We start from the raw sequence: 26,714 nt of genomic DNA on the forward strand, positions 1-26,714 counted from the left end.
ACGGGCCTGCCGTACGTGCCGGGCCCTTGGACGCCCCGGGCCATGCGGTACACGTCGGACAAGCGGAACTGCCCATTCGTGTGGAGGAGTTGTCCACATACCCCGGGCCCTCCACGGATTCCGGGCGCGGGGCACACGACTGCGCGTCATGGAACACCATGAGGTGTCGGGCGCCGATCGCCCCGAATCCCGGTCCGGACGGGCACCGGGGGCACTCCATGCGGCTCGTCGGCCGCGTCCGCACCGGACGGGACCTGCCGGGCGGGAACGGGGTCTGACGGGCCGAAGCGGGGCCGGACGGGCCGGAGCCGGACCTGACGGGCCCGGACCGGAGGAATTGGTTCGGTGAGGGTCGTCCGGACGGTTGTCGGCCCGCGCACCCGGAGTGACGATGTGTCCAGCCGTAACGCCTTCCAGGAGGACGAGTTGACCGATCCCTGGGTGGCCCTCGAACCGGGGGCCGACCCCACCGAGCGGGTACGGGTTCTGCGCCGCGCCCATGAGACGTTCACCGAGGCGGGCACCGTGCCGCGGCCGGTGCGCGCCGTCGTGGCCGACTCGTGGCGGCGATCGGCGCGGGCCGGCGTCGGCCCCGACGGCACGGCGGACGTGGAACTGACCGACGGCGACCTCGGAACCTATCGGTCGGAGCATCCGCTGGCGAGGGTCATGCCGCTGTTCCGCGAGCTGATGGGCACATTCGCCGCGGACGGCGAGCACCTGCTGGCGGTGTGCGACGCGCACGGCAGGCTGCTGTGGGTCGAGGGCCACGCGGCGACACGGCGACACGCGGGGAAGATGAACTTCGTGCCTGGGGCGCGGTGGGCGGAGAACGCGGTCGGGACGAACGCCCCGGGCACGGCGGTCGCCCTGGACCGGCCGGTGCAGGTCTTCGCCGCCGAGCACTTCATACGACGGGTGCAACCGTGGACGTGCGCGGCCGCGCCGGTGCACGACCCCCGAACCGGTCGGGTGCTGGGCGCCGTGGACATCACGGGCGGCAACGGGCTGGCCCATCCGCACAGCCTGGGTTTCGTCCAGGCCGTCGCCCGGGCCGCCGAGGCCCATCTGGCCCTGCTCGCCCCGGCGCGGCCCGGCGCCGACGCCCCCCGACTGAGCGTGCTGGGCCGGGACGAGGCGCGACTGGTCACCGGCGACCGGGAGTTGCGGCTGAGCCGTCGGCACAGCGAGATCCTGCTGCTCCTGGCCCGGCGCCCCGAAGGCATGACCGGCGACGAGCTGCTGTGCGCGCTGTACGAGGACGAGTCGGTGACTCCGGTGACCCTGCGGGCGGAACTCGCAAGGCTGCGTGGAATCCTCGGACCCGGTCTGCTGGCATCGCGCCCCTACCGGCTCACGGTCGCCTGCGAGTCGGACCTGGCCGCCGTCGAGAGACGGCTGACGGCCGGGGCGGTGACGGCGGCGGCGACGGCGTACGCCGGACCGCCGCTGCCGGGATCGCAGGCGCCGGCGGTGGTGCGGCTCAGACGTCGGCTCACCGAGGGTCTGCGCGCCGCGCTGATCGCCTGCGGCGACCCCGATCTGCTGGCGGACTGGGCACACGCACCGTGGGGCGAGGACGACGTCGATGTGTGGCGGGCACTGGCGACGGCCCGTCCGACGGCGGCGACACGGACGCGCCTCGCGTCCCTGGAGGCCGAACTGACGACCCCGCCGGGGTGGCCGCACTCCTAGCCAGGGGCGACGGCCGAACGCGGATCCGTCGACGTCGATGCCTATGGCCCGACAGACGCTGGTGCTGAGCGCCTGGTGACTGCCTGTTGTGGTGGGTTGTCATGACTGCCTGTTGTGGTGGGTTGTGGTGGCTGCGCGTTGTGGTGGGTTGTGGTTGCCGGGTGGCGGGTGGTGGGTTGCCCGGCACTGCGGCCGCTGCACTGCTCTGCGCGCGCTCCGCCCACACGCAACGTGGTTGCAACGTCCGTTTCCCTAGCCTCGCGCGAAGAGCTGTCCAACGGCGGGCAGCGCTGCTGAAGGAGGCAGAGCAGGATGACCCGTTACGCGGCGCCCGGCACCGAAGGCGCGATCGTCTCCTACCAGACGCGCTACGACCACTTCATCGGCGGCGAGTACGTCCCCCCGGCTCTCGGGCGGTACTTCGAGAACCCGTCGCCGGTCAACGGGGAGACCTTCACGGAGGTGGCACGCGGTACGGCGGAGGACGTGGAGCGGGCGCTGGACGCGGCGCACGCCGCCGCGCCGGGCTGGGGGCGCACCTCGGCGACCGAGCGCTCCGACATCCTGCTGAAGATCGCCGACCGGATGGAGGCCTACCTGGAACCTCTCGCCGTCGCGGAGAGCTGGGAGAACGGCAAGCCGGTCCGGGAGACGCTGGCGGCGGACATTCCCCTGGCCATCGACCACTTCCGCTACTTCGCCGGGGCGGTCCGCGCCCAGGAGGGCTCGCTCAGCGAGGTCGACGACGACACCGTGGCCTACCACTTCCACGAGCCGCTCGGCGTCGTCGCCCAGATCATCCCGTGGAACTTCCCGATTCTGATGGCCACATGGAAGCTCGCGCCCGCCCTCGCCGCGGGCAACGCGGTGGTCATCAAGCCCGCCGAGCAGACCCCGGTGTCGCTGCACTACTGGATGAGTCTGGTCGCGGACCTGCTGCCGCCGGGCGTGGTCAACATCGTCAACGGGTTCGGACCAGAGGCGGGCAAACCGCTCGCGTCCAGCCCGCGGGTGGCGAAGGTCGCCTTCACCGGCGAGACGTCCACGGGGCGACTGATCATGCAGTACGCGGCTGAGCACCTCAAGCCGGTCACGCTGGAACTCGGCGGCAAGTCGCCGAACATCTTCTTCGACGACGTGTGGGACAAGGACGACGACCTCCGGGACAAGGCCCTCGAGGGGTTCACCATGTTCGCGCTGAACCAGGGCGAGGTCTGCACCTGCCCTTCGCGCGGCCTCATACAGCGCGGCAACTACGGCGACTTCCTCCAGGCGGCCGTCGCCCGCACCGAGCTCATCAAGCCCGGCCACCCCCTCGACACGGACACGATGATCGGCGCGCAGGCCTCCGGCGAGCAGCTGGCGAAGATCCTCTCCTATATCGACATCGGCCGGAACGAGGGCGCCAGGATTCTCACCGGCGGCGAACGCACCGAGCACGACGGGGAGTTGAAGGGCGGATACTACGTCCAGCCGACGATCTTCGAGGGCGACAACCGCATGCGGATCTTCCAGGAGGAGATTTTCGGCCCGGTCGTCTCGGTGGCGTCGTTCGACGACTTCGACGACGCCATCAAGATCGCCAACGACACGTCGTACGGCCTCGGCGCGGGGGTGTGGACACGGGACATCAACACGGCGTACCGCGCCGGCCGCGCGATCCAGGCCGGGCGCGTGTGGACCAACTGCTATCACGCGTACCCGGCGCACGCCGCCTTCGGGGGCTACAAGCAGTCCGGGATCGGACGTGAGACGCACAAGATGATGCTGGAGCATTACCAGCAGACGAAAAACCTCCTGGTGTCCTACTCGCCGAAGAAACTCGGCTTCTTTTAGAAGCACGACAAAAGGCGCCTGAACCGGTGTGGGAGCGTCGGTGGTGATGTCGTAGGAGATGCCACTGTTGCGAAGGCGGGTCGCGGTGGCGTCCACATGGGCGCTCGCCACGTGGGCCATGGTCCCGGTCAGGCGCTTTCCCTGGAGAAGGGGCGTGGAACCGGTGACGACAGCCCTCTGGGACACCCACGGAAGCGGGTCGATGCCCGGGGACGCCGTCGTAGCTCATCCCCTCATCGCGGCCCAGGGTGCAGCCCGACCGGACACCCGCTGGTGCAACCCTGGTCCGACCGCGGCGATGTCGCTCGCGGTGGTGGTCAGTCCACGCCGGGCCACGCTCCCCCGCCGGTCGCGGGATCGTTGTCCGACTCGACGGCGGGCGCGGCGCTGGTGGAGTCCGTGTCGAACAGCGCGTGCAGGGCATAGCGCTCCTTTCCCTTCTTCACCGGAGAGGCTCTTGTGACGACTTGCACCGGGCAACCGGCGGCGTTGCCCGGACTCGGGGGCCTCCTGCTGGACGGGCTCGGCGCCCGGGCGCGGTCCGGCGGAAAGGATGGACCTCACGGCTCGTCTCTGCCCGGGCGCCCTTCTCACCCGGAGGGTGTCGGCAGGAGCACCCGGGAGACCGCGCCGGTGTCGTGGTGGACGGTGTGCGTGCACGGCCGCAACTCGCTTCCGGTGCCGGGCAGTTCGCCGGTGCCCTCGTTGCGTGCGTACCGTGGGTGGGAGCCGCCGGCCACCAGCAGGCGGATCTGGTGTCCGGCCTTGATTGCGTGTGCGCAGGAGTCCAGCCGCACGCGCACGGGCAGTACTTGGTCGAGGGGCGAGCCGGGATCCAGGCGGAGGAACCCCTCGGCGAAGTTGCGGGACACGCCTTCAGGGTCGACGTCGCAGAGGCGTACGAAGATGTCGGCGTGCGGGTTGCTCCTGCTGTGCGCCAGCTCGACGACGGGTGTTCCCATGATCTCCAGCGGCTCGGTCAGCGGGGCAGTGGTGAAGGTGAGCACATCGGAGCGGCTCTCCAGTGCGGCGTTGTCCTTGGCCCCGCCGCCGGGGAGGAGCAGCGGGCCGCCGAGAGTGGGCGTGGGGTCCACCGGGTCGTAGACATACGTGGACGGCGCGCCGCCGCTCGGTTCGTCGGCCAGGAGTCCGCCGCCGGACTGCAGGTAGCGCACGGTTTCACCGGGCCCCGGTGGCCATTCGGCCGACTGTCGCCAGGCGCCCTGCCCGGTGACGTACACGTCGACGGGGCGTGCGGGCCGTGGGTGTGCCGACGCTTCGTCCGCGAGGTGCGTCTCCAGCCATTCGAGATTGCCGCGGAGCAAGAGCCCCATGCCCTTTTGGCTCAGTTCGTGGTGGGTCCACGGGCCGACCGTGAGTGAAACGTCGACCCCTCGTGCACGCAGCGCCTGGTACTGGTGCAGGGTCTGGTCGAGGAAGAGGTCCTGCCAGCCTGCGACCAGTCGCACCGGGACGTCCACGCGCTGGAGGGCGTCGTCGAGTCTGAGCCGGTCCCACAGGGGGTCGTCGGGGTCCGGAGTCGTCAGCCATTCTTTGAACCACTGGGCTTCGTGCCCGGTCGCCTCGTCGGCGGCATCGGCCAAGGGGAGGGCGCCGAAGACCGGGGCCAGCCTCCGGTTCAGCGTCAGCAACCTGGTCACGCTCCGCAGCCCGGTGAACTGCTCCTGGTGGACGACCGACTCCGCCCAGGGCAGGAAGTCACCCAGCCGGAACGCTCCCTCTCCGTAGACCGCGTCGCGCATGTCGTGCGGGGCGACCGCGATCAAGCAGGTGCGCAGTTCGGGGGGCGGATCCATCAGCAGCGCCCACTGGGTCCAGCCCACATAGGATGCCCCGGCGGTCGCGAACCGTCCGTCGAACCACGGCTGTGTCCGCAGCCAGGCCACCGCGTCCTGGGCGTCGTCGGCCTCGTTCGCCATCGGGTAGAAGGCTCCCGTGGAGCCGAACGTGCCGCGGCAGCTCTGCATCACGACGTGATAGCCGTGGTCCGCGTAGACCCTCGCCTCCAGATCATGCGGAAAGCCTCGCCCGTACGGTGTGCGCAGGAGGACGGTCCCCTTCGGCCGGCCGGTGACGGGGGCGTAGTGGTCGGTCACCAGGACGGCGCCGTCGCGGGTGGGGACCGGGAGATTCCGCTCGACCTGGTAACCATGCCGCGTGCCCGGCAATCGCATCAGGCGGGTCAGGACGCGGTCCGCCGCGCGGGCGGTCAGGCGCGGCAGCGCCAATGCGGTGGGACGGGGAAGTGTCGTGGTCATTCCTTGGTTTCCCGCCATTCGGTGGAGGTGTTCGGGACGTGACGGGCCCGGGTCGGCTTCACAGGCAGGCGTGCAGCGCACGGCTGAGCGCGTTGGCCCGGTCGTCGGGCAGGCCGCCGGGCTGTGCTGTCTGGTAGGCGAAGGCGATCTCCTCGTCCGGGTGGGCGAAGGCGAGGCAGCCGCCGAAGCCGTCGTGGCCGAAGCTGCCGGGGCCGATCATCGGCCGGAGAGTGGAGCTGGTCATGAAGCCGGTACCCCAGCCGCTGCCCTGGTCGGGGCCGACGAACGGACGGCCTTCGGAGCGCACCACGAGCGCGTCTCGGACGATGTCCGCGCCCAGCAGTCTGACTCCGTCGACCTCGCCCACGGTTGCCGCGTACAGCCGTGCCAGGCTGCGGGCGTTGGTCACGAGATTGCCTGCCGGTATCTCCACCGACAGCCACGCTTCTGTGTTGGCGGCCTGGATGAGGCGGGCGACGTCGAAGACACCGCCCAGGCTGAGGGAGCGTTCGATCATGGGTGTGGCGAAAGCTGCGGCGATCATCGCGGCGGCCTCGGGGTCGGTGACGGGCAGCGGGTCCGCCAGGGGGTGGAAATCGGCGGACGCGAGGTCGGCGCCGTACGTCATCGTCAGGTCCAGGGGATCGGTGACGTGCTCGCGCAGCCACTGGCCGGGCCGCAGTCCCGTCGCCCGGCGCAGCACCTCGCCGGCCAGCCAGCCGAACGTGAGCGCGTGGTAGGCGTACGCCGTCCCGGGAGCCCAGGCCGGAGCCTGCCGGGCCAGTCCGTCCGCCACCGGCTCCCACGCACGCAGTTCCTCCAGCGTCACATCCCACTCGGGCGCCACCAGGCCGGCCCGGTGCGCCAGCAGCTGCCGTACCGTCGTCGCCTCCTTGCCCTGCGCGGCGAACTCCGGCCAGTACTTCGCCACCGGGGCTTCGAGGTCGATCAGGCCGCGCTCGGCGGCCATCAGCAGGCAGACCGTGGTGACGCCCTTGCTGACGGAGAACACGGTGATGCGGGAGTCGGGGGTCCAGGCGCCCCGGGCGGTCCGCCCGGCCCAGATGTCCACCACCGGCTCTCCCCCGGCGTACACCACACAGGAGGCGGCCGTGTCGCCGCGGTCCCGGAAGTTGTCGGCGAAGGCGTCCGCGATGCGCTCGAAGCCGCTGGACACGTGGCCTTCCACCAGCACTGCTGTCATGTCACGCACTCCTTCGTGCCGTGTTGTCCCGTATCTGGGGGATGATCTGAGGCCAGAGCTGAGGCGGAAGCTCATGACCCATGCCGCGGTAGACGGTCAGCTTCGAGTCCGCGATCAGTTCGTGCATGACCCTGGACCCGTCGGGGTCTATCAGGAGGTCGCCGTCGCCGTGCAGGATCGTGGTGGGCGCGGTGATGCCGTGCAGGCGGGACGTACGGTCGGGAGAGGCGTACAGCGCCTGCAACTGCCGCAGGACGCCGTCGGGGTCGTAGTCCCGGTCGTACATCTGGCCGCCGAGGTCCCGCAGCCACGTGGTGTCCTGGGGGTATCCGGGTGAGGCGCACACCGCTTCGTTCTCCAGGTACTGCGCGATCGCCTCGTCGCGGTTGCGGGCCCGGGGGACCTGCGTCCGCTCGTCGATCACGTCGCGTCCGGGGAGGAAGTCCGTGCGGGGGGCCGTGTAGACCAGGGCGAGGGTCAGTACGCGCGTGGGGTGGTCGAGGGTGAGCTGCTGGGCGACCATGCCGCCCAGTGACTGTCCCACGATGTGTGCCGCGGGAATGTCGAGCGCGGTGAGCAGGCCCGCGGTGTCGTTCGCCATGTCGGCCAGGGTGTAGCCGCCTTGCGGGAACTTCTCCGACAGGCCGACATCCCGGTTGTCGAAACGGAGGACGTGGAAGCCCTCGTCGGCGAGTTGTCGGCAGAAATCGGCGCGCCATCCGAGCATGTGGGCCCCGAGGCCCTGGATCAGCAGCAGCGGGGGGTTGCCGGGATCGCCGAAGGTGTCGTAGTTGAGCGACACCCCGGCGGGCGTGGTGATCACGGTCATGAAATCTCTTTTCGACTGTCGGATCGAGCGGCTGCCCATGGCCGGCGCACCGGCACAAGGCGGCCGTGCCGCTGACGAGGAACGAGAAACGGGGAACGGGGAACGGGGAACAGCGAGCCGTGGCCGCAGAGCCCCGATGTGTGAGCCGGCGGTGGCCGATAAGTGAGTCGGGGCAGACCGGTGGGCGCCTTGAGCCTCCGTCCGGGTTCGGCCCGCGGCGTGTGTGCGATGTCGTCGGCGACGGCGTTGTTCAGCGCACGGAAGGCGTCGGTGCGGCCGCCGCCTCTGTCGGTACGGTGCTGAGTTCCTGCCACCGGTGACAGGCGACGGTCGTGCCCGCCGGGGTCTGTTCGAGCACTGGCCGTTCGGCGTGGCACAGCGGGGCCGCGTGGGGACACCGTGCGGTGAAGGGACATCCCGCGGCGGAGACCGGGCCGGTGTTGTCGCCCGTGCGCACGCGCCGCAGACGGCGTTCCGCCTGGCGCACCGGGTCCGGGACGGGCGCCGCTTCGAGCAGGGTCCTGGTGTAGGGGTGCAGCGGCCTGCTGTAGACCGTGTCGGCGGGCCCCTGCTCCATGATCTGGCCGCGGTAGAGGACCATGATGCGGTGCGAGAGGTGCCGGACGACGTCCAGGTCATGGGCCACGAACAGGTAGCCGAGTGCGAACTCGTCCTGCAGTTCCCGCAGCAGGTTGAGCACCTGGGCCTGGACCGAGAGGTCCAGCGCGCTGACCGGCTCGTCGCAGATCACCAGCCGCGGTCGGGCGACGAGAGCCCGGGCGATGGCGATGCGTTGCCGCTGGCCGCCGGAGAAACTCGACGGGTAGCGGTCGGCGGCGGTCGCGGGGAGTCCGACGCGTTCGAGCATGGTGACGACCCGGTTGCGGACCTCGTCCTTGGCCGGCTTCTCCGCTCGCAACGACTCGCCCAGCGTCTGAGCGACGGTTCTCGTCGGGTTCAGTGAGCTGTAGGGATCCTGAAAGATCACTTGCAGGTCGCGGCTGAGCGCACGGCGCCGGTTGTGGCCGGCTCGTGTGATGTCCTCGCCCGCGAACTCGATCCGGCCTTCGGTCGGTGACGCCAGACCCAGCACGGCCCGGCCGATGGTGGTCTTGCCGGAGCCTGATTCGCCCACCACGCCCAGCGTCTCCCGCTCGGCCACGGAGAAGCTCACGTGGTCGACGGCGCGCAGGACGGGCGAGCCGTGGCCGCGGCGGAAGTGGACCGACAGATCGCGGACTTCGAGGAGATTCGTCTCGTCGTTCACGTCATGCACCTTCGATCTGGTGGGCGTAGAGGCAGCGGGCCTCGTGGGAGGCGCCGATGTCGAGGAGAGGAATCCCGCCGCTGCCGCACTGATCGGTGGCACGCGCGCATCTCGACCGGAAGTGGCAGCCCTGCGGCCACGAGCCCGGCATGGGGACCGCCCCCGGGATGGTGGGCAGCACTGCCGAGCCGTGCCGGCTGTGCGGATTCGAGGCGAGCAGTGCCCGGGTGTAGGGGTGGTGCGGGTCGCCGAACAGCTCTCGCACACCTGCGCGTTCGGCGACCTGGCCGGCGTACATCACCACGACCCGGTCGCACATGTCGGCGACCACGCCCAGGTCGTGGGTGACCAGCATGATCGCCATGCCCCGCTCGCGCTTGAGCGTGCGCAGCAGATCGAGGATCTCCACCTGGATGGTGACGTCGAGGGCGGTGGTCGGCTCGTCGGCGATCAGGAGCTTCGGTTCCCCGGCGAGGGCACGTGCCACGACGACGCGCTGGGCCATGCCGCCCGACAGCTCGTGCGGGTAGCGGCGGGCCACGAGACGGGGCTCGGGGAGCTGCACCTGCTCCAACAGCTCGATGGCGCGTCGCTTGGCCTGGGCACGGCTCATTCCGGTGTTGATCCGGACGGCTTCGGCGAGTTGCCAGCCGATCCGGAAGGCGGGATCGAGCGCGACCATCGGTTCCTGGGAGACGTAACCGATCTCCGTACCGCGGACGGCCTGGAGTTCGGACTCCGACATGGCCGCGAGGTCCCTGCCGTCGAAGAGGATGTGTCCGGAGTCGATCCGTCCGCCGCCGCCGAGCAGCGCGATGATGGCGAGGGCTGTCGTGGTCTTCCCGCAACCGGACTCCCCGACGACTCCGACGGTCTCCCCACGGGCGATGTCGAAGGTCACCCCGTCGATCGCACGGACGGGGCCGGTGGGCGTGGCGAAGGACACCGTGAGGTCGCGGACCGAGAGCAGACTGTCGTCGGTGCTCGCGGGAACGACAGCGGCAGCCGGCGTGGGCGCGCTTTTGCGCTTGTCGCGCAGCGGGAGGGCGGACTTCGCAGACCAGCCCTCCGTGCCGGCGTCTCTGACCGCGTCGCCCAGAAGTCCGAACGCCAGCACGGTCAGCGCGATCGCCAGGCCGGGCGGCCAGATCAGCCAGGGCTGTTGGAAGAGGGCGCCGACGCCGTCCGCGACCATGCCTCCCCAACTCGGCTCGGGCGGGGCGGCGATGAGGGCGAGGAAGGCCAGCCCGGTCTGCACCAGCAAGGCGGTCGCCGCCAGCAGGGACGCCTGCACGACGATGGGTCCCATGATCCGCGGAAGTACGTGCCGGGTGATGATGTAGGTCCGCGACATGCCGGACACCCGGGCGGCGGCGACGTAGAGCTGTTCGCGCACCGGCAGTGTCGCGGCTCGTACGACGCGTACGAGACCCGGCGCGGCCAGGACACCGAGCGTCGCCATCGCGGCTGCCACGCTCTGTGGGAAGACCGACAGCACGACGATGACCAGGATGATCGCCGGCAACGACAACACGAGATCCGCCAGCCAGATGATCACCCGGTCGACCTTGCCGCCCACGTAGCCGGCCACCAGCCCGATGGGCACGCCCAGCGCCAGGACGACCGCCATCGCCTGGACGACGCCGACCAACGTGACGCGGGTGCCCACCAGCAGACGCTGGAGGACGTCGCGTCCCAGGCTGTCGACGCCGAGGGGATGAGCGGCGCTCGGGCCGTGTAGGGCGGCTCCGAGATCGCCGGCCCTGTCGGTGCCGACATGCGGCATCAGCATCGGGGCGGCGACGGCGATCACCACGAGGATCGCCAGATACGCCAGGCACACGACGGCCGACGGCCGTCGCATCAGGCGGCGGACGAAGCCGGGGGTGGCAACAGCTGACGCCGACACTTCGGCATCGGACACGGTCATGTTGCGCTCACTCTCGGGTTGAGCAGCCCGTAGGCGAGATCGACCGACAGGTTGACGATGATGACCACCACGGTGAAGAACACCGCGACCGCCTGGACCGTCGGGATGTCATGGGCCAGGGCCGAGCTGACCACGAGCGAACCGAGACCCGGCACAGAGAAGACGCTCTCGATGAGAACCGCGCCGCCCAGCAGGCTGACGGTCTGGAGACCCAGGACGGTGACGACCGGGATGGCGGCGTTCTTGAGAGCGTGCCGATAGATCAGTGAGGTTCGGGAGACCCCGTTGGCGGCGGCCATCCTGATGTACTCACTTCCCAGCACGTCGAGCATGGCTTCCCGGGTCTGCTTCAGGACCGCGGCAACGGACCCGAGGGAGAGTGCGGTCACCGGCAGCACCAGCGAACGGGCCCAGTCCTGGGGCGACTCGGTGAACGGCACGTAGCCCAGCGCGGGGAACCACCGCAGCTTGATGGCGAACACGACGACCAGCACGGAGCCGACCCAGAAGACCGGCAGTGCCCAGCTGAGCAGGGCGACCGCGTCGACCGCCCGGCCGATCACTCCACCACGCACGGCACTGAACACGCCGAGGCCTACGCCGACCACGACGCTCACCAGCAGAGAGCCGACGACGAGTGACATGGTGACGGGCACTCGGCTCGTGATCGATTCCAGGACCGGGGTGCCGCTGGTGATCGAGTTGCCGAAGTCACCCGAGACCGCGTCGCTCAGCCAGCGCCCGTACTGCTCGTAGACCGGGAGGTCCAGCCCGAGTTGCCGGCGCAGCGTTTCGTACTGTTCCTGTGTGCCGCTGCTTCCGAGCATCTGCCGTGCGGCGTCTCCCGGGGTGAGCGACAGCAGCAGGAAGTTGAAGCTCGACACGACCAGCAGCAAGGGGACCGCCGTCACCGTGCGGCGGGCCAGCAGCGAGGTCAGCCCGCCGCCTCCGGTGCCGCGTCTGCGGAGGGTGCGCCCGCGAGGGGAGCGCGTGAGCGGCGCTCCCATCGTGTCAACCGATGTGTGGGCCATCGTCAGCTCTTCCATCCGAGGTCGGCGCCGAAGACCATCCAGGAGCCCTTCTGGACTCCGGTGATGTGCTCGTTCATGCCCCACGGGATGTGGTACTCGTAGATCGGCACATTGAGCGCCTGCTCGGTGACCGCGCTGTTGAGCTCCCTGAACGTCTTGGCCGCCTGGGCGCCCTGCTCCGTCTGCCCCTGCTGGTAGAGCGCGTCGATCTTGGCGTTCGAAGCACCGAAGGGGTTCAGCGAGGCCTTCGGGGCGTACAGGAGCGAGTAGGCGATCGACGTCGGGGAGATGTCAGGTGACCACTCCATCGCGGCGAACTTCTTCGAGAGCGCCTGCTGGACGAAGTCGGTGGTCGCCGGGGTGACCTTGACGTGGACGCCGACCTTTTCCCAGTCCTTCGCGACCGTCTGCATCGTCGGGTCGCCCCAGTTGCCGATGATGGATCCCGGGTCCACCACGTCCATGCTGAAGCCGTGCGGGTAACCGGCCTGGGCGAGCAGCGCCTTCGCCTTCGCCGGGTCGTAGGGGTAACGATTCTCCAGCGCCGGGTCGGTGTACTCGGTCTGGGTCTGGGAGGTGGCCCGACCGTACTCGCCGACCATCGCCTTGGTGATCGACTCACGGTCGACGGCGTAGTTCAGCGCCTGCCGCACCCGGACGTCGGCGAGCGGCTTGGTGGCGGTCCCGTTGCGGTCGGAGAGCGTCACCGTCACGGTGCCGCTGCGCCAGTGCATCACCTTCACGCCCGCCTTCTCCGCCGCGGGCGCGGTGGAGGAGTCCAGGTTGCCGAAGTCGATCTGCCCGGCCTGGAACGCACGCAGCATCGAGGAAGGGTTGGAGATGATCCGAACGGTCACCTTCTTGAACCGGACGGCCGACGGGTTGTAGTAGTACTTGCTCGGTACGAGGGTGTAGTGGTCGTTCGTCACGGACTGGGCGGGGTCCAGGACGTAGGGGCCGACGCCGTACGTGCCCTTCGCCAGGCTGGCGGGGTCGGCGACGGACTTGGGGCTGGAAAGGGCGCCCCGGTTTCCGTACTGGGACAGGAGGAGGGGCACGATCGCGGACGGCGAGGCGAGGTCGAGCCGGACCGTGTACTCGCCCTGGGTCTCGACGGAGGCGATCGAGAGCGTGGAGGTGTACGGCCCGGGCTGCTTCGCGAAGTAGTCCAGCCAGGTCTTGACCGCCGCCGCGTTCAGCGGACTTCCGTCGCTGAAGCGGATCCCCTTCTTGAGGGTGAACTCGAAGACCCTGTTCCCCTTTCCGACGTACTTGTAGTTGCTCACCAGAGCCGGGGCGGCGGTGTAGTCGGCGTTCATGTGGAACAGGGATTCGTTGGTCATGGAACGCATCACGTTCGGTGCGCCGCCGCCGTCCTTGGCCGGGTCGAGCGTGGACGGCCCGAACGAGAGGCCGATGCGCAGCTCGTTCGCGCCGGCGCGCGCCGATCCGCTCCCTCCCTGGCTGCCGGCGCCGCACGCTGTTGTGCCGAGCGCCAGCGCCGAAACGGCAAGCAGCGCGATCAGTGGTCTGCGGTTCATGCGTCTTCTCCTGGAAGTCTCAACTGGGCCACGAGTCGCGTGTCGATACGCGGTGGTCACTTGCGTGGGGACTGCGGGGGTCGCCGGCGGGTCCGCTCGGCCACGGCGAGTGCCCGCCGGCCCCATCAGGTGCGGGTCAGGACCGGTCCGACGCGCGAGCAGGCAGGCCCGGAGGCGTCGAAGCGGCGTGACGCGGAAGGGTCGTGGTCATGAGACCGGATCGGCGGCGACGCCACGCGGCCGGGCGTCGCGTCGGTGCTGACGGGGATCGTGTCGTCCATGACAGATCTCTCTTCGTGAGGATCCACCCCGTCGGCACGTACGAAGACAGTGATCAGCCGGGGGTGGGCGGCTCGGGCAGAACGGGTGCAGGGGCGTCCGTCCCCTACGGGCCATTGCGGCGACCGATGCGGCGATCTAATACGTATTAGACACGCTGGTGGCCGTACCGTAGCCTGTGCGTGAAGGCGTGGCAAGAGGTCGGGAGGGGCATTGCCAAGAGTCACCAGCAAGGACGTGGCACGCGAGGCCGGGGTCTCACAGACCACCGTCAGCTTCGTGCTCAACGGCAGGGACGAGCACGGCCTCTCCGCGGAGACCCGCCGTCGCGTACTGGAGACGGCGAAGCGCCTCGGCTACGTACCGTCGGGAGCCGGCCGCGCGCTGCGCAAAGGCCGCAGCAACGTCGTGCTCTGCGTGGTTCCGGACCTCCCCGTCGCCGAGGCCATGGAACAGTTCAAACTGGCCCTCGGCCGGTCGCTGGGCGAGGCCGGTTACACCTGTGTGTACCTGCACCACGACCAAACGGCCACGCCGCTGGCCGAGTTGTGGCAGCACGTCCAACCGGCGGTGGTCGTCGCCTTCGGCAGCCTGCCGCCCGCCGACGCGATGTCACTGGAGCGGGCGGAAATCCCGCTGATCGACGGCGTGTTCACCCCGGACAACACCCGCCTGACCGGGCTGAACCAGGAAGACATCGGACGCCTGCAGATCGAGCACCTCGCCGCGCGCGGGCACCGACACATCGGCTATGGCGCGGTTGACGACCCACGAGAGCGCCCCTTCTGTCAGCCGCGCCTCCAGGGAGCCACCCGGGCCTGCGACGAACTGGGGCTGCCGGCCCCGCAGGTCGTCAGCATGCGCTATTCGCGGTCCAGCGCCCGGGACGCCGTCACGGAGTGGACGCAGGGAGCCGCCCCGGTCACGGCAGTCGCCGCCTTCAACGATCTGATCGCGCTCGCCGTCCTGGCCAACTGCCGCACGCAGCGCATCGCAGTCCCGGACGACCTGGCGCTGATCGGCGTCGACGACCTCCCCGTGAGCTCGCTCGCCGTACCGGCCCTGACCACCATCGGGATGGACCTCACCGCAGCGGCCCGCAATCTCACCACCAGCACTCTGTCGACGCTCGGCGCGCCGACCCCGACAAGGTCGAGCCGCCCCGAAGCAGGCGACATCCTCTCGCTCATCCAGCGCGAGACGACTTGACTTGCTCCTCGGGCTGAAGCCCGAGGATTCTGGCCTTCTCGTCCGTTGCTGTGCCGCTACGCGGCACGGGGTTCGGGGGAGAATCCGTGGCTTCCTGCTTCGTTGCGCTGTGCCGGGACGATTCCTGGTCTTACCTGCGCTCCACAGGCTGCGACCGCCAGTCCGGCGGCCGTTTTCACGTTCTTCGCGGCGTTGTGGTCCCGGTCGTGGACCCTGCCGCACGCGGTGCAGGTCCATTCCCTGATGTGGAGGGGTTTGGGGCCGTCCTTGACGCCGCAGGCGGAACAGGTCTGGGAGGTCGGCTCGAACCTGCCGATCTTCACCAGGGTGCGCCCGTACCGGACCGCCTTGTACTCCAGCATGGCCACGAACTGCGACCAGCCCGCGTCATGCACGCTCCTGGCCAGCCTGGTGCGCGCCAGTCCCTTGACCGCCAGGTCCTCCACACCGATCGCTTGGTTCTCGCGGATCAGCTTCGTGGAGAGCTGGTGGTGGAACTCGCGGCGTGCGTCGGCCACGTGCGCGTGGGCGCGGGCGACCTTCAGACGGGCTTTCTCCCGGTTCTTCGACCCCTTCTGCTTACGGGACAGCTCGCGCTGGGCCTTCTTGAGTTTCTTCTCCGCGCGGCGCAAAAACCGCGGGGAGTCGATCTTCGTACCGTCGTCGAGGACCGCGAAATGCGTCAGGCCCAGGTCGATGCCCACCGTCTGGTCGCTGTCCGGCATCGCGGCGGCGTCGGCGTGCGGGTCGGCGTCGATGACGAAGGACGCGAAGTACCGTCCGGCCGCGTCCTTGATCACGGTGACCGAGGACGGCCTTGTGGGCAGAGTGCGGGACCACTTCACCTTCACCGCACCGATCTTCGGCAGGTTCAGCCGCCCGCCACCGGTGACCGACCAGCGGGCATTGGCCGTGAACCGGATCGACTGCCGGCTGTCCTTGCGGGACTTGAACCGGGGCGCACCCACCCGTGGTCCCTTACGGGCCCCCTTGAGGGAGGCGAAGAAGTTGCGGTAGGCGGCCTCCGCGTCGCGCAGAGACTGCTGGAGCACCACGACGGAGACCTCTCCCAGCCAGCACCGCTCCCCGGTTCGCTTCGCCTCGGTGATCAGCTTCTTGGAGAGTTCACCGACCGCCGGGAACGCCGCGCCCGCTCTGCGGGCGTCCTCGCGGGCGCGCACCGCGTCGTTGAACACGACGCGGGCACACCCGAACGCCTTCGCCAGCGCCGTTTGCCGGCCGGTGTCCGGGTACAGGCGGAAGCTGTACCGGAGCTGCATGACGGCCACGCCACATACTTGGGTTATGGGTGAGATGCAGTAGATCAGAACTGGCCGGCACTGTGCTTTCGTGATGCATGTGCATTTGGTCTTCGTGACCAAGTTCCGGCACAAGGTGTTCACCGATGCCCATCTGACGCGCATGGAGGAGATCATGCGGTCGGTGTGCGCGGACTTCGAGTGCGAACTGGCGGAGTTCAACGGCGAGGACAACCACGTCCACCTCCTGGTGAACTTCCCGCCCAAGGTGGCGGTCACCAAGCTGGTCAACTCCCTCAAGGGCGTCTCCTCCCGCCGCCTGCGCCAGGAGTTCCCCGACCTGGTACAGCACTACTGGCGGGCCAGCAAGCTCTGGTCCGGTTCCTACTTCGCCGGAACCGTCGGCGGCGCCCCACTCTCCGTGGTCAAGCAGTACATCGAACGGCAGAACCGGCCCGCGTGAGCATCACCCGGCTCCGCCGGGACCAGCCATCGCGGTGCTCCGCGCCACAGGTGGCGAACACGGCACGTCCGGCTCCGCCGACCAGGAATCCGCGACGCTCCGCGTCGCCACGCCAAGATTCGCTTCACCACCGGGCTGAAGCCCGATGCACTGCGAATGAATCCCGGTAGCCGCCGCCTTGGCCTCCCAGAGCGCCGACCGCTTCGTCCCGGCACCTCACCCTGCTCTGCCCCGGGTACGACGAAGGTTCAGAGCGTCGACACAGTGACAGCCTTCGGCGCCTCGCTGACACCTTTTGCTGGGGTTCGCCGCCCCACCGGGCCAGTGGGCCCGCGCGCACCTGTGTCCGGTGTGCACGAAAACCAATGGGCGCCGCAGCGCTCTGGAGCACTGCGGCGCCGGACTGCCCGATCGCCTGCTCTCACGGCGTTGGACGGGCCCTGAGCAGGGCCGATCATGTCCGTCTACAGCTTTCCCGTCCGGAAATCCGCGCTGCTCTTGAGGACTGCGGATTCCAGGGTCCAGTTCTCCGGCTGGACCCTCTCCCAGAGACTTCCCTTGCCGAGTTCCCGTCCCAACTGGTCTTCGCGTCGGAACCATTCCTCAGCGCTTCTGATCCTGTTGGGGTGAATTTCGTCGAGCAAGGCGTAGTCCCTGGTGATGATTCCGTGCTTCCACACGTTCCAGAAGCCCGTGAAATTGTCACGGAAGCTCATCGTGCTCTTGTCGTTGGGGTCGGCGTTGTAGCCGGCGGGGTGATCAGCGACATTCTTGAGGTCCGGACCGTCCCAATAGGACTCCAGATCAGTGTCGACGTACCGCGCCGGATGCCCGGTGACCTTCTCGAACGCCGCGGCCATATCGGCATAGGCCATGTGCTCGATGGCCACTTCGAGGTCCATGCCGTTGGCGCGTTCCGGGTGGTCGAAGAGCCAGCGGACATAGAATCCACAGTCGTCGAGAGACACGTGCGGAACGGCTCCCTCGCCGAGCGGAACCCGCCATGTGACGACGCCGTCCTCGACGCTGGGCGTCATGGGCGTGAGCGGCGATATCACCATCTCGATGTAGGGACCTGACGTGAAGACCGCCGCTCCCATCCGGTCGCTGTTCTTCTGGTTCTGGAACAGTACCCATTCGGCCATACGGCCCTTGCCGTCGTAGTGGCCCGTGCGGAACCTGGAGTCGTAGCCTGACTTCTTGAGGGCGTAGTCGAGGTTTCCGTAGACGAAGAACTTGATTCCTTCCTCGATGGCTATCTCATAACTGCGGATGGCCCAATAAGTCTCGGTCTTCTCGCCGGTGTTGAACCCATCGATGTTGATGAACGCCCCGTCACAGCTACGAAATCCCTCGCGGAGCACATCCTCGTCGGCGAACGTCCCTTCGAGGATGGATACGTTGCCGAGCGCGAGGAGTTCCTGTGCCCGGGCGGAGGTGGCATCCCGGGTGAGGACCCGGACGGAGTACTTCTTGTCTTCGACAAGAGCGCGGACGACGGGCATTCCCTGGGCCCCTGTGCCTCCGATGACGAAGATGGCCGAGGTGGCATGGGATGACATGGTTCTTGACTCCGGGGGGTTGGGTGCGCGCAATCAACGCACGTCGGACGCGGCTCGTCGGGGGGCTGATCTCAGCGCCGGCTCGATGGTCGACGGCTCCGACCGGATGACGTACGCCGCCGCCCGAGGGCCACATGACGAGAAACCGATCGGTTTCCATCATGGTACACCGATCGGTTTCCATGCGGCAAGCCCTCGTCGGTCCGCATCGTCCGCCCCGGGCGGTCCGGTCTCCGGGCAACGGCAGGCAGCCGGTAGGCGGCGCACGCCCTCGCCCAGCCACGGCGACAAGGGCAGGGAGTGACGTCGGGCATGGTCAGGGGGCAGGGACGCCGGGCGGCGCGGAGGAACGCCGCGTCCCACCTCGCGATGCGCGCAGAAACTCTTCTGACCTGCGAGACTCCGCTCAGAACGGGACGGTCAAGGCAGCAGGCCCTGTCGACGTGCGGCGACCACTGCCTCGAAGCGGGTGCCGGCTCCCAGCTTGCGCATCGCGCTGCGCAGATACGACTTGACGGTTTCGGGCAGCAGCGACAGCCTGCGCCCGGTTTCGGCGTTGTTGCAGCCCAGCGCCACCTGCGCCAGGACATCGAGTTCCCGGGGCGCCAGCCGTGGCCCCGGGGAGGGCGCGGTGGACGGCCCTGCCAGCCTTCCGGCCATGTCGAGCAGCCGTCCGCGCAGGTCCTCGTCGGGCACCTGCTGTGCCAGGCGCCGCAACTCAGCGTGCACCTGACGAAGTTCTTCCGTTGGCACGCCCCGGTGCCCGTCGATGGCGCTGCCCTGCGCGGCGTGCAGCAGGCGCAGGCGGTGGTCGACCTCGTCACGGACGGCCAGCTCGCCGGCCAGTCGCCGGGAGGCGTCGGCGACCGCGTCGATCGCCCGGTCTCCGAGCGGGGCCGGGCCGCGACTGGCCCCGTAGAGCACCGCGCGCACCTCGCCGGACACCACGACGGGCACGGCGAGGAGGGAGCGGATCCCCTCCGTCAGCACGGGGTGGTCGTAGTCGTGCGTGATCGAGCGGGCCGACCTGTAGTCGTTCACCTTGGCCGGCTGCCCCGTGCTGAGCACCCGGCCGCCCAGTCCGGCCTCGGCGCGCACTCTGAGGCCGCGCAGACCGGCCGTACGCACACCGATGAACTGCGACAGGCTCAGCAGCCCGTTCTCCACCTGCCCGCCGAACAGGACGGGGATGTCGGAGCGGTCGTGGACCTGGCGGAGCGCCTGCCGGATCGCGTCGCGGTCATCGGGCCGTAGGAGGGCGTCGGGGTTGGAGTGCATCACCCGTACCCCTTTCCGGGGGTAGTGCGCCGTCGTCGTGATGCGGAGCATAAACCGCCGTAACACCCGCGCCATAGAGCAGCGGCGATCGGACAGGAGACTGCGTGGCCATGAACGAAGGACCAGACCCAGTGGTGACCGCGACCGCCGGCGGATCGCCGGAAGACCGGGTGCGGGAGTTGCTCGGCCTCGTCGGCGCTCCGGACGCCTGCGCCGCCGAACTGCTCTGCGACCGCCATCCCGCGGACTCCGTGGCCTTCACGGTGGTCGAGAAGGACCTGACATCCACGGACCTGACGTACGGAGCGCTGCGCCGCGACTCTGCCAGGTTCGCCGCCGCCCTCGCCGACCTGGGTGTCGAGCGCGGCGACGCGGTCGCCACCCTGATGGGCAAGTCTGCCGATCTGGTCGTGGCCCTGCTGGGCATCTGGCGCCGCGGGGCCGTGCACGTACCGCTGTTCACCGCCTTCGCGCCGTCCGCCGTGGCCCTGCGGCTCGGCGCGAGCGGAGCGAAGGCCGTCGTGGTCGACGCGGACCAGCGGGGCAAGCTCGCGCCCGGGGAGGACATGCCCGCCGACCAGCCCTGGCTGTCTGTGGTCGCGGGAGGAGCCCCCGAGGGCGCGGAGCTGTCGTTCGGTGAACTGCTCTCCCGGTACTCCGGTGATGAACCGCAGGGCCGCCCGGCCTCGACGGGCGCGGACGCCCCGCTGGTCCTGCTGTTCACCTCGGGCACCACCGGCGCCCCCAAAGGCGTCCCGGTGCCCGTCAAGGCCCTGGCCTCGTTCCAGGCCTACCTGGAGTTCGGCCTCGACGTCCGCGAGAACGACGTGTTCTGGAACGCCGCCGACCCCGGATGGGCGTACGGCCTCTACTACGCGATACTCGGCCCGCTTGCGGCCGGACGCCGCAGCCTGCTGCTGCACGCCGGCTTCAGCCCGGCCCTGACCTGGCAGGTCATGGCGGCTTTCGGTGTCACCAACTTCGCGGCCGCGCCGACGGTCTACCGCAGCCTGCGGGCCGCGACCGACCCGGTCCCCGAGGGGGTACGCCTGCGGCGGGCTTCCTCCGCCGGCGAGCCGCTCACCCCGGAGGTCGTCGAGTGGTCGGAGAAGGCCCTGGGCGTGGCGGTGCGCGACCACTACGGGCAGACCGAGCACGGCATGGTCGTCGCCGCCGCCTGGGCCGACGCCGTCCGGACACCGGTGCCTCCCGGCTCGATGGGCCGACCGCTGCCCGGCTGGTCCGCCGAGGTGCTGTACGAGGAGCGGGACGAACCCGCCCCACCCGGCACCCTCGGCCGGGTGGCCCTCAGCGTGCCGGACAGCCCGCTGCTGTGGTTCACCGGGTATCTGGACGCGCCGGAGAAGACCGCCGAGCGTTTCACCGCCGACGGCCGCTGGTGCCTCACGGGCGACGCCGGCTCCAGGGACCGCAACGGCTGCTTCTCCTTCTCCTCCCGCGACGACGACGTGATCATCATGGCCGGATACCGCATCGGCCCTTTCGATGTCGAAAGCGTGCTCGTGCAGCACGAACGGGTGCTGGAAGCAGCAGTCATCGGCGTCCCCGACACCCTGCGCGGCGAGGTGCTGGAGGCGTACGTCGTGCTGCGTCCCGGAACACCGCCCGGCGAGGACCTGGTGACGGAACTCCAGCAACTCGTGAAGCGGAGGTTCGCCGCCCACGCCTACCCGCGAGCGGTGCACTTCACCGACCAACTGCCCAAGACGCCCAGCGGGAAGATCCAGCGCTTCCTGCTGCGCCGACAGCGCGCGCAGACAACCGGTCGACCGCTGCCCGATCCGACCCGAAAGGCGAACTCATGACGGCGCGCGTGTCCCGCCTGCTGCCCGGCGAGGAGGCGGCCGAACTGCTCGACCTGACCCGGGAGATCGCCGACGGCGCCCTCGCGCCCCGGGCCCCCGCCGACGAGGCCGCCGAGCGCTTCCCGCGCGACGTCTTCGGCACACTCGGCCGGGCCGGGCTCCTCAGCCTTCCCCACCCGAGGAGTACGGGGGCGGCGGCCGGCCCTGCGAGGTCCGCCTCCAGGTCGTCGAGGAGTTCTCGGCCCGCTGGGCGGGCGTGGGAGTCGGACTGAGCGTGCACACCTCTGTCCTGCTTCGCCCTGGCCGAGTACGGCACCGACGAACAGCGCCGGAACTGGCTGCCCGGCATGCTCGACGGTGAACTGCTCGGCGCCCACTGCCTGTCGGAGCCGCTGCCGGCTCCGACCGGGCCGCGATGCGCATTGCGCAGCCGTGCCGGTCGTCAAGCTCGGACCCCCGGACCGAATTCCGACCCCGTCCCGATCCGGGAGCCTGCATCGCGTCCGCACCGAGCACCGTCTCCCGCTCAGCCGCGTCAGCGGCCTCAGCCGTCGTGTGGAGCGCCGATGAGGACGAAAGCCATCGTGACCGGGCGGTCACTGCGGTTGCGCCAGGCATGGCGGGTGCCGTTCTGGATCACGATGTCCCCCGTCGAGAGCGGGGTGCAGTGGCCGTCGTCGAGTTCGAGGACGATCTCGCCCTGCAGCACGATGGCGTAGTCCACGGTCGGAGTCGTGTGCATGCCGTCGGGCTCGATGAGCTCCGCGATGCCGGGCGAGTCGGCCCGCTGCTCGCGGTCGAAGGCGACGGGGTCGAACGCCGGGTCGGCCATCGCGGTGTCCGGCGGGAAGGTCAGCACGATGAACCGGGTGCCGCCGGGAGCCGGGAGCAGGTTCGTGACCTTCGGCGTGAGGTCCTCTCCGGTTCGGCTGACCGGTTCCCCGGGGTCGGTGGCCCACGGCAGGCGGGACACCCAGCCCGGCAGGCTGGTGAACTCGCGGCTGCGCGGGACGGGGCCGTCGCTGACGACGACCGATCTTCCGTCCTCGTCATGGCCGGTGACGACTCTGCGCATGTGTCTCTCCTCGGTCGGTTCCGCCGGACGCGTCCAACAGGTCGGTCAGTCGGACCGGTCGCCGCCGGCGCCGGTCGGGGTCTCGATCGCCGTTGCCCAGGCGTCCAGGACGCCGGCCACCGTGGGTGCGGGCGCCCGCAGCAGGGCCGAGGCCACCGTGCGTACGAACAACTGGTGCCGGTCGTCCGTCAGATACTCGACCGGGGACTTGCCGTCCACGCGCGCGAGCAGCAGCGCCGGAAGCAGGGACGCGGCCCGTGCCTCGATGTCGGGTCGGGGCTCCCAGTCGACGCACCGGGCGTATGCCTCGGCCAACGCACGGGCGGAGTGCAGGAGTTCGGCACGGCGACCGGGCACCACCAGGCTTTTGAGGAGCAGGTGGTTGACGCAGAAGGCGAGGTCGAAGGCCGGGTCTCCGTACCAGGCGCACTCCGCGTCCAGGAGGACGGGACCCGACGGGCCGACGAGGATGTTCTTCGGGCTGACGTCGCCGTGGACCAGGGCCAGGTGTGTGGCGGCCGTGCGCTCGGAGAGGCTGTGGAGAATGTCGCTCAGGGCAGGGTGGGCTGTCGCGGTGGCGAGCAGGTAGGGCTCGATGCGCAGCGCGTGGAAGTTGTCGTCGGTGGCGAACTGGGCGGCGAGGGCGGGGTCGCCCGCGCTCGCCGCGTGCAGGGCGCCGAGCGTCTCTCCGACGGCCTTCGCGGTCGCCACGTGCACCTCGCCGGCCAGCAGTCGGGCCTTCCACATCGGGTACTGCTCGGGAGGCAGGAACGCCATCGCGAAGAGTCCGGCCTCGGGGTCGTGGGCGAGCAGCTCCGGCACGCTGTCCGGCCTGCGCCGGGACGCGAACCGCATCCACGCCCATTCGTAGGCGTTGCGCGACACCGGCGCCTGCCAGTCGGCCGCGACCCGCAGTCGGGCCAGGGCCCGCTTGACGCAGAGGGAGCGCCCCGGCAGGTCCACCCGCCACAGGTCCGAGGAGACGCCGCCGGCCAGCGGCGTCCAGCGTGCGGCTTCGCCCGGCCCGGCGAGAGCGTGGGCGACCAGGAAATCGGCCAGCACGGGGTCCGGGCTGGTCGGCGCGGAGGTCGGGCTCATCCCTGATCACCCGGCCCGGCGGTCAGGTCGCGGGGGTTGTTGCGGGGGTGGGCCGGCGCCTCGCCCGCCAGGATCCGTACGACTTCCTCGGCGGCGCGGCGGCGCAGTTCCGTGACCGAGACGTCGGAAGAGAAGGCGACGTGCGGGGTGACCAGCGCGCCCGGCTGGTCCAGCAGCGAGGCGGGGACGTGCGGTTCGGACTCCAGTACGTCGAAGGCGGCCGAGCCGAGGTGCCCGCTGTCGAGTGCCTTGACGACCGCGTCGGTGTCCACCAGGCCGCCTCGGCTGACGTTGACCAGCAGACCGCCCTGTTTCATCAGCGCCAGCTGCTCCGCGCCGATGATGTGGTGGGTGTCGGGTGTGAGCGGCATGTGGAGGATCACGACGTCGCTGCTGACCAGCAGTTCCTCCAGGCCGGTCATCTCGACCCCGGGGGCGTCCTTCGGAGGGAAGGGGTCGTGGGCCAGGATCCGGCAGCCGAACGCGCCCAGCTTCCGCGCGGTGGCCCGTCCCATGCGGCCGTAGCCGACGATGCCGCAGGTCAGCGTCGACAGGCGCCGCAGCCGAGCGCTCGCGGGGTCCCAGCGGCCGGCTCGGACCTCGCGGTCGAACACCGCCAGACCCCGCGTCCAGGCGAGCACCATGCCGAGGGCGTGGTCGGAGACTTCCTCGACGCAGTAGTCCGGGACGTTGGTGACCCACGCCCCACGCTCGGTGGCAGCGTCCACGGCGATGTTGTCGAGGCCGACGCCGAGTCTGGCCACGATCCGCAATTCCGGCGAGGCGCCGATCGCGGTGGCGGAGACGGGCGCCCAGCAGGTGAGGATCCCGGCGGGCCGATGCTCGGCGACCAGCGCCTCGATGGCCTCGGCGGAGGCAGGCTCGGCGGGGCCGGTCACCAGGGTGTGACCCGCCCCCTCGATGACCGATCGCTCGACGGAGTCGTCGGGCCAGGCGTAGTCGGTGAGCAGCACGGTGCCCAGACGGCTCGGTGAAGTCATGGCAGGTCGTCCTCGCAGAATTCGTACGGCCGCGGCGGGCGTCGGGCGTCAGGCCCGGCGCGCCCGGTGAGCGGTGTGATCGCCGCCGGGAGGCCGACAGCCTGTCCGACGGGACTGCCGGCCACCACGGGTGGAGGGGAGAGGGGATCGAGTCGCTGAACTCGGTTCGGTGTCGGCGCTCGCCGACTTGTGGTCGGTCCGGGCGCCGCGGTACGTCCCTGGAACGGGTCACGAGAGGCCGGGGCGCGTCGCATCACTGTGTCATAGCCACGCGATGCTAACGATAGCACCAGAGGTCTGCGGCACGTCAAGGTTGCGGCATGCACTCCTGGGAGGACGTGCCCCGGCGGGCTGTTGCCGCAACACCGGAACGCGATTTCTCTGCCGAAATCGAATACCGGCCGAGAAATTCCTTCCCTCACGTCTTGACGCGCCGTGGACTTGGCTCCATGGTTTCTGCCAACGCCGACCGTGTGACCGCCAAGTGTCCACACGATGTCCGGCTGTCGAAGACGCCATAGCCACGGACGTCCCCGACGGGCGAATGACGGGCTGAATTCCGCAGACGGTGTCCGACCGCGCGGCAGCCCACAGCCCCCATCCACCGGCCGTCGGCAGCATTTTGCCGCCGACGGCACGAGTCCGTGTTCAGCTCACCGCTTCTCGTCACCGCCCGTGCGCGCACCGTACCGGTGGTGGATCCGCCGCGGCACGCCGCAGCCCATTCCCTCTCAGGAGCCGCTATGACTCACGCAGCGCAAGTCGACACCAGTGCAGTGCCCGTCGGCGACGTACGGGAAAGCAGCCGTCCCCCCATTTCCCGCGTCATGATCGGGGTCGGCTTCCTTCTGGTGGTCCTCTCCTACATGGTCAACGCGATGGACCGCCAAGTCTTCCCCCCACTGCTGCCCGACATCCGCCAGGAGTACGGGTTCTCCCTGGAGCAGGGCGGGCTGCTGGCGACGAACTTCACTCTCGGCATGGCCCTGGCCGGCCTGCCCGCCGGCTACCTGCTCGACCGCTTCCGCCGCAAGACCGTGCTGCTGGTCAGCATCGTGATCTACTCCCTGGGCACGATGGCCACACCACTGGCGACCGGCTTCGCCGACATGACCCTGTACCGGGTCGTCTCCGGCTTCGGTGAGGGCATGCAGTCCGCCGCCATCTTCGCGGCGATAGGCGCCTTCTTCGCCCACCGTCGCGGCCTCGCCTTCGGCATCATCGGCGTGGGCTACTCCTGCGGCGTGTTCATCGCCCCGCTCATCGGCGTCGGACTGACGAACTCCCACGGCACCTGGCACTCGCCCTTCTACCTCTTCGGCGCGGCCGGCCTGCTGATCGCCGCCGCCGCCCTGTTCCTCGTGAAAGCCGGCCTGACCGAGCACTCCGTGGAGAAGACCGTCTCGACCAGGACCTACGAGTACATGCCGGACTCCCCCTACAACCGCAACACCATCGCGCTGATCGTCCACTCGATCGTCAGCGGTGTGGCCATCTACGGGTTCCTCGGCCTCTACCCGACGTATCTCATCACCTCGCTGCACTACACCCCCGAGCAGGCCGCGCTGGCCATGAGCCTCCTCGGCTTCGGGGGCATGACGGCTCTCTTCGGCGGCTGGCTCGGTGACCGAGTCGACCAGCGCACCCTGCTGATCGTGAGCCTGCTGGCCGTCTCCGCCGTCAGCGTGTGCATCTACACGACGCAGGCCGGAGTCGGTCTGCAGTGCGGGTTCGCCTTCCTCATGGGGGCCTTCGGCCTCGGCTTCATCTATCCGAACACCAACAGCGCGATGCAGCGGGCCGTGCGTCCGTCGCAGATCGGCCGCGCCTCCGGCCTCTTCGTCACCAGCTACTACGGAACGGCTGCCTTCTCGGGCCTGCTCTTCGCCGCCCTGGTGGACTCCTTCGGTTGGAAGCAGGCCGGGTTGCTGCAGGTCGCGGTCCTGCCCCTGGTGGGCGTCGCCGCCCTGACCTTCGTCCGCACCTCGCGGTTCAACAACGCGGTCCACTAGCGGGCCGGCCCATCCGGGATCCGGAGAAGGCCCGTGTCGC

Annotated in this window: 20 protein-coding genes and 1 pseudogene; 7 read left to right on the forward strand and 14 right to left on the reverse strand. The window is 69.7% G+C overall.

The window, feature by feature from the left end; genetic code table 11:
• The first annotated feature begins 426 nt into the window (after positions 1–426).
• Complete coding sequence (locus ACN6LD_RS13305) at positions 427–1,695, forward strand: GAF domain-containing protein (RefSeq protein ID WP_319188494.1); 1,269 nt, start codon at positions 427–429, stop codon at positions 1,693–1,695.
• Between the two features lie 312 nt (positions 1,696–2,007).
• Complete coding sequence (gene exaC, locus ACN6LD_RS13310; RefSeq protein ID WP_319188447.1) at positions 2,008–3,531, forward strand: acetaldehyde dehydrogenase ExaC; 1,524 nt, start codon at positions 2,008–2,010, stop codon at positions 3,529–3,531.
• A 317-nt stretch (positions 3,532–3,848) separates the two neighbouring features.
• Here the strand turns inward: exaC and ACN6LD_RS13315 are convergent, their stop codons facing one another.
• The 8 genes from ACN6LD_RS13315 to ACN6LD_RS13350 all read right to left on the reverse strand — a co-directional run bounded on the left by ACN6LD_RS13315 (position 3,849) and on the right by ACN6LD_RS13350 (position 13,612).
• A complete protein-coding gene (locus tag ACN6LD_RS13315) occupies positions 3,849–3,977 on the reverse strand; it encodes a hypothetical protein (RefSeq protein WP_319188445.1) in 129 nt (42 codons plus the stop codon).
• Positions 3,978–4,121: 144 nt separating this feature from the next.
• A complete protein-coding gene (locus ACN6LD_RS13320; protein ID WP_319188444.1) occupies positions 4,122–5,810 on the reverse strand; it encodes a CocE/NonD family hydrolase in 1,689 nt (562 codons plus the stop codon).
• Positions 5,811–5,868: 58 nt separating this feature from the next.
• Positions 5,869–7,014, reverse strand: coding sequence for a serine hydrolase domain-containing protein (locus ACN6LD_RS13325; protein WP_445043254.1), 1,146 nt, complete (start codon positions 7,012–7,014; stop codon positions 5,869–5,871).
• Between the two features lies 1 nt (position 7,015).
• On the reverse strand, positions 7,016–7,843 hold the full coding sequence (locus tag ACN6LD_RS13330; RefSeq protein WP_445043255.1) for an alpha/beta fold hydrolase: 828 nt from the start codon (positions 7,841–7,843) through the stop codon (positions 7,016–7,018).
• Between the two features lie 250 nt (positions 7,844–8,093).
• Positions 8,094–9,110, reverse strand: coding sequence for an ABC transporter ATP-binding protein (locus ACN6LD_RS13335; RefSeq protein WP_445043256.1), 1,017 nt, complete (start codon positions 9,108–9,110; stop codon positions 8,094–8,096).
• A gap of 1 nt (position 9,111) precedes the next feature.
• Positions 9,112–11,040: a dipeptide/oligopeptide/nickel ABC transporter permease/ATP-binding protein gene (locus ACN6LD_RS13340; protein ID WP_445043257.1), complete on the reverse strand. Its 1,929-nt coding sequence runs from the start codon at positions 11,038–11,040 to the stop codon at positions 9,112–9,114.
• Entirely contained in the window at positions 11,037–12,071 is a 1,035-nt protein-coding gene (locus ACN6LD_RS13345) for an ABC transporter permease (protein WP_319188435.1), read from the reverse strand. The genes ACN6LD_RS13340 and ACN6LD_RS13345 overlap by 4 nt, the downstream gene beginning before the upstream one ends.
• Positions 12,072–12,073: 2 nt before the next feature.
• Positions 12,074–13,612 carry an ABC transporter substrate-binding protein gene (locus ACN6LD_RS13350; RefSeq protein ID WP_445043258.1) on the reverse strand — a complete coding sequence of 513 codons (1,539 nt, stop codon included), beginning with the start codon at positions 13,610–13,612 and terminating at the stop codon, positions 12,074–12,076.
• 492 nt (positions 13,613–14,104) lie between these two features.
• Here ACN6LD_RS13350 and ACN6LD_RS13355 point away from each other — a divergent pair, with 492 nt between their 5' ends.
• Positions 14,105–15,100, forward strand: coding sequence for a LacI family DNA-binding transcriptional regulator (locus ACN6LD_RS13355; RefSeq protein ID WP_319188432.1), 996 nt, complete (start codon positions 14,105–14,107; stop codon positions 15,098–15,100).
• Positions 15,101–15,156: 56 nt separating this feature from the next.
• Here ACN6LD_RS13355 and ACN6LD_RS13360 read toward each other — a convergent pair whose 3' ends face one another.
• On the reverse strand, positions 15,157–16,380 hold the full coding sequence (locus ACN6LD_RS13360) for an RNA-guided endonuclease InsQ/TnpB family protein (protein ID WP_445043259.1): 1,224 nt from the start codon (positions 16,378–16,380) through the stop codon (positions 15,157–15,159).
• Between the two features lie 43 nt (positions 16,381–16,423).
• On the opposite strand from ACN6LD_RS13360, the gene tnpA reads away from it, so the two are divergent.
• Positions 16,424–16,822: an IS200/IS605 family transposase gene (tnpA, locus tag ACN6LD_RS13365; RefSeq protein WP_445043269.1), complete on the forward strand. Its 399-nt coding sequence runs from the start codon at positions 16,424–16,426 to the stop codon at positions 16,820–16,822.
• Between the two features lie 464 nt (positions 16,823–17,286).
• Here the strand turns inward: tnpA and ACN6LD_RS13370 are convergent, their stop codons facing one another.
• Positions 17,287–18,384: an NmrA family NAD(P)-binding protein gene (locus ACN6LD_RS13370; protein ID WP_319190812.1), complete on the reverse strand. Its 1,098-nt coding sequence runs from the start codon at positions 18,382–18,384 to the stop codon at positions 17,287–17,289.
• Between the two features lie 420 nt (positions 18,385–18,804).
• Positions 18,805–19,662, reverse strand: coding sequence for a LuxR C-terminal-related transcriptional regulator (locus ACN6LD_RS13375; RefSeq protein ID WP_445043260.1), 858 nt, complete (start codon positions 19,660–19,662; stop codon positions 18,805–18,807).
• Between the two features lie 110 nt (positions 19,663–19,772).
• Between ACN6LD_RS13375 and ACN6LD_RS13380 the strand changes: the two genes are divergently transcribed.
• Both ACN6LD_RS13380 and ACN6LD_RS13385 read left to right on the forward strand, forming a co-directional pair.
• The gene (locus ACN6LD_RS13380) at positions 19,773–21,488 is read left to right on the forward strand and encodes an AMP-binding protein (RefSeq protein ID WP_445043261.1); all 1,716 of its coding nucleotides are present in this window, start codon (positions 19,773–19,775) and stop codon (positions 21,486–21,488) included.
• Positions 21,485–21,849: pseudogene (locus ACN6LD_RS13385) on the forward strand (acyl-CoA dehydrogenase family protein). Before ACN6LD_RS13380 ends, ACN6LD_RS13385 begins: the two are co-directional and overlap by 4 nt.
• 183 nt (positions 21,850–22,032) lie before the next feature.
• On the opposite strand, the gene ACN6LD_RS13390 reads toward ACN6LD_RS13385, so the two are convergent.
• From ACN6LD_RS13390 to ACN6LD_RS13400, 3 genes are read right to left on the reverse strand one after another with little or no spacing between them, the layout of a single operon-like run.
• Positions 22,033–22,563 carry a cupin domain-containing protein gene (locus ACN6LD_RS13390; RefSeq protein ID WP_445043262.1) on the reverse strand — a complete coding sequence of 177 codons (531 nt, stop codon included), beginning with the start codon at positions 22,561–22,563 and terminating at the stop codon, positions 22,033–22,035.
• 45 nt (positions 22,564–22,608) lie between these two features.
• Entirely contained in the window at positions 22,609–23,661 is a 1,053-nt protein-coding gene (locus ACN6LD_RS13395; RefSeq protein ID WP_445043263.1) for a phosphotransferase family protein, read from the reverse strand.
• A complete protein-coding gene (locus tag ACN6LD_RS13400) occupies positions 23,658–24,662 on the reverse strand; it encodes a C-terminal binding protein (RefSeq protein ID WP_445043264.1) in 1,005 nt (334 codons plus the stop codon). The genes ACN6LD_RS13395 and ACN6LD_RS13400 overlap by 4 nt, the downstream gene beginning before the upstream one ends.
• A gap of 743 nt (positions 24,663–25,405) precedes the next feature.
• On the opposite strand from ACN6LD_RS13400, the gene ACN6LD_RS13405 reads away from it, so the two are divergent.
• The gene (locus ACN6LD_RS13405; protein WP_445043265.1) at positions 25,406–26,674 is read left to right on the forward strand and encodes an MFS transporter; all 1,269 of its coding nucleotides are present in this window, start codon (positions 25,406–25,408) and stop codon (positions 26,672–26,674) included.
• Positions 26,675–26,714: the final 40 nt, after the last annotated feature.

This window comes from Streptomyces sp. SAS_272 (assembly GCF_052543235.1).

Bases quoted from the DNA above. Each gene is read 5' to 3' on its own strand.
- ACN6LD_RS13405 (WP_445043265.1), top strand. From the start codon at position 25,406: ATGACTCACGCAGCGCAAGTCGACACCAGTGCAGTGCCCGTCGGCGAC.
- ACN6LD_RS13360 (WP_445043259.1), bottom strand. From the start codon at position 16,380: ATGCAGCTCCGGTACAGCTTCCGCCTGTACCCGGACACCGGCCGGCAA.
- ACN6LD_RS13375 (WP_445043260.1), bottom strand. From the start codon at position 19,662: ATGCACTCCAACCCCGACGCCCTCCTACGGCCCGATGACCGCGACGCG.
- ACN6LD_RS13325 (WP_445043254.1), bottom strand. From the start codon at position 7,014: ATGACAGCAGTGCTGGTGGAAGGCCACGTGTCCAGCGGCTTCGAGCGC.
- ACN6LD_RS13330 (WP_445043255.1), bottom strand. From the start codon at position 7,843: ATGACCGTGATCACCACGCCCGCCGGGGTGTCGCTCAACTACGACACC.
- ACN6LD_RS13340 (WP_445043257.1), bottom strand. From the start codon at position 11,040: ATGACCGTGTCCGATGCCGAAGTGTCGGCGTCAGCTGTTGCCACCCCC.
- ACN6LD_RS13380 (WP_445043261.1), top strand. From the start codon at position 19,773: ATGAACGAAGGACCAGACCCAGTGGTGACCGCGACCGCCGGCGGATCG.
- ACN6LD_RS13370 (WP_319190812.1), bottom strand. From the start codon at position 18,384: ATGTCATCCCATGCCACCTCGGCCATCTTCGTCATCGGAGGCACAGGG.
- ACN6LD_RS13350 (WP_445043258.1), bottom strand. From the start codon at position 13,612: ATGAACCGCAGACCACTGATCGCGCTGCTTGCCGTTTCGGCGCTGGCG.
- ACN6LD_RS13345 (WP_319188435.1), bottom strand. From the start codon at position 12,071: ATGGCCCACACATCGGTTGACACGATGGGAGCGCCGCTCACGCGCTCC.
- ACN6LD_RS13400 (WP_445043264.1), bottom strand. From the start codon at position 24,662: ATGACTTCACCGAGCCGTCTGGGCACCGTGCTGCTCACCGACTACGCC.
- exaC (WP_319188447.1), top strand. From the start codon at position 2,008: ATGACCCGTTACGCGGCGCCCGGCACCGAAGGCGCGATCGTCTCCTAC.
- ACN6LD_RS13395 (WP_445043263.1), bottom strand. From the start codon at position 23,661: ATGAGCCCGACCTCCGCGCCGACCAGCCCGGACCCCGTGCTGGCCGAT.
- ACN6LD_RS13390 (WP_445043262.1), bottom strand. From the start codon at position 22,563: ATGCGCAGAGTCGTCACCGGCCATGACGAGGACGGAAGATCGGTCGTC.
- ACN6LD_RS13320 (WP_319188444.1), bottom strand. From the start codon at position 5,810: ATGACCACGACACTTCCCCGTCCCACCGCATTGGCGCTGCCGCGCCTG.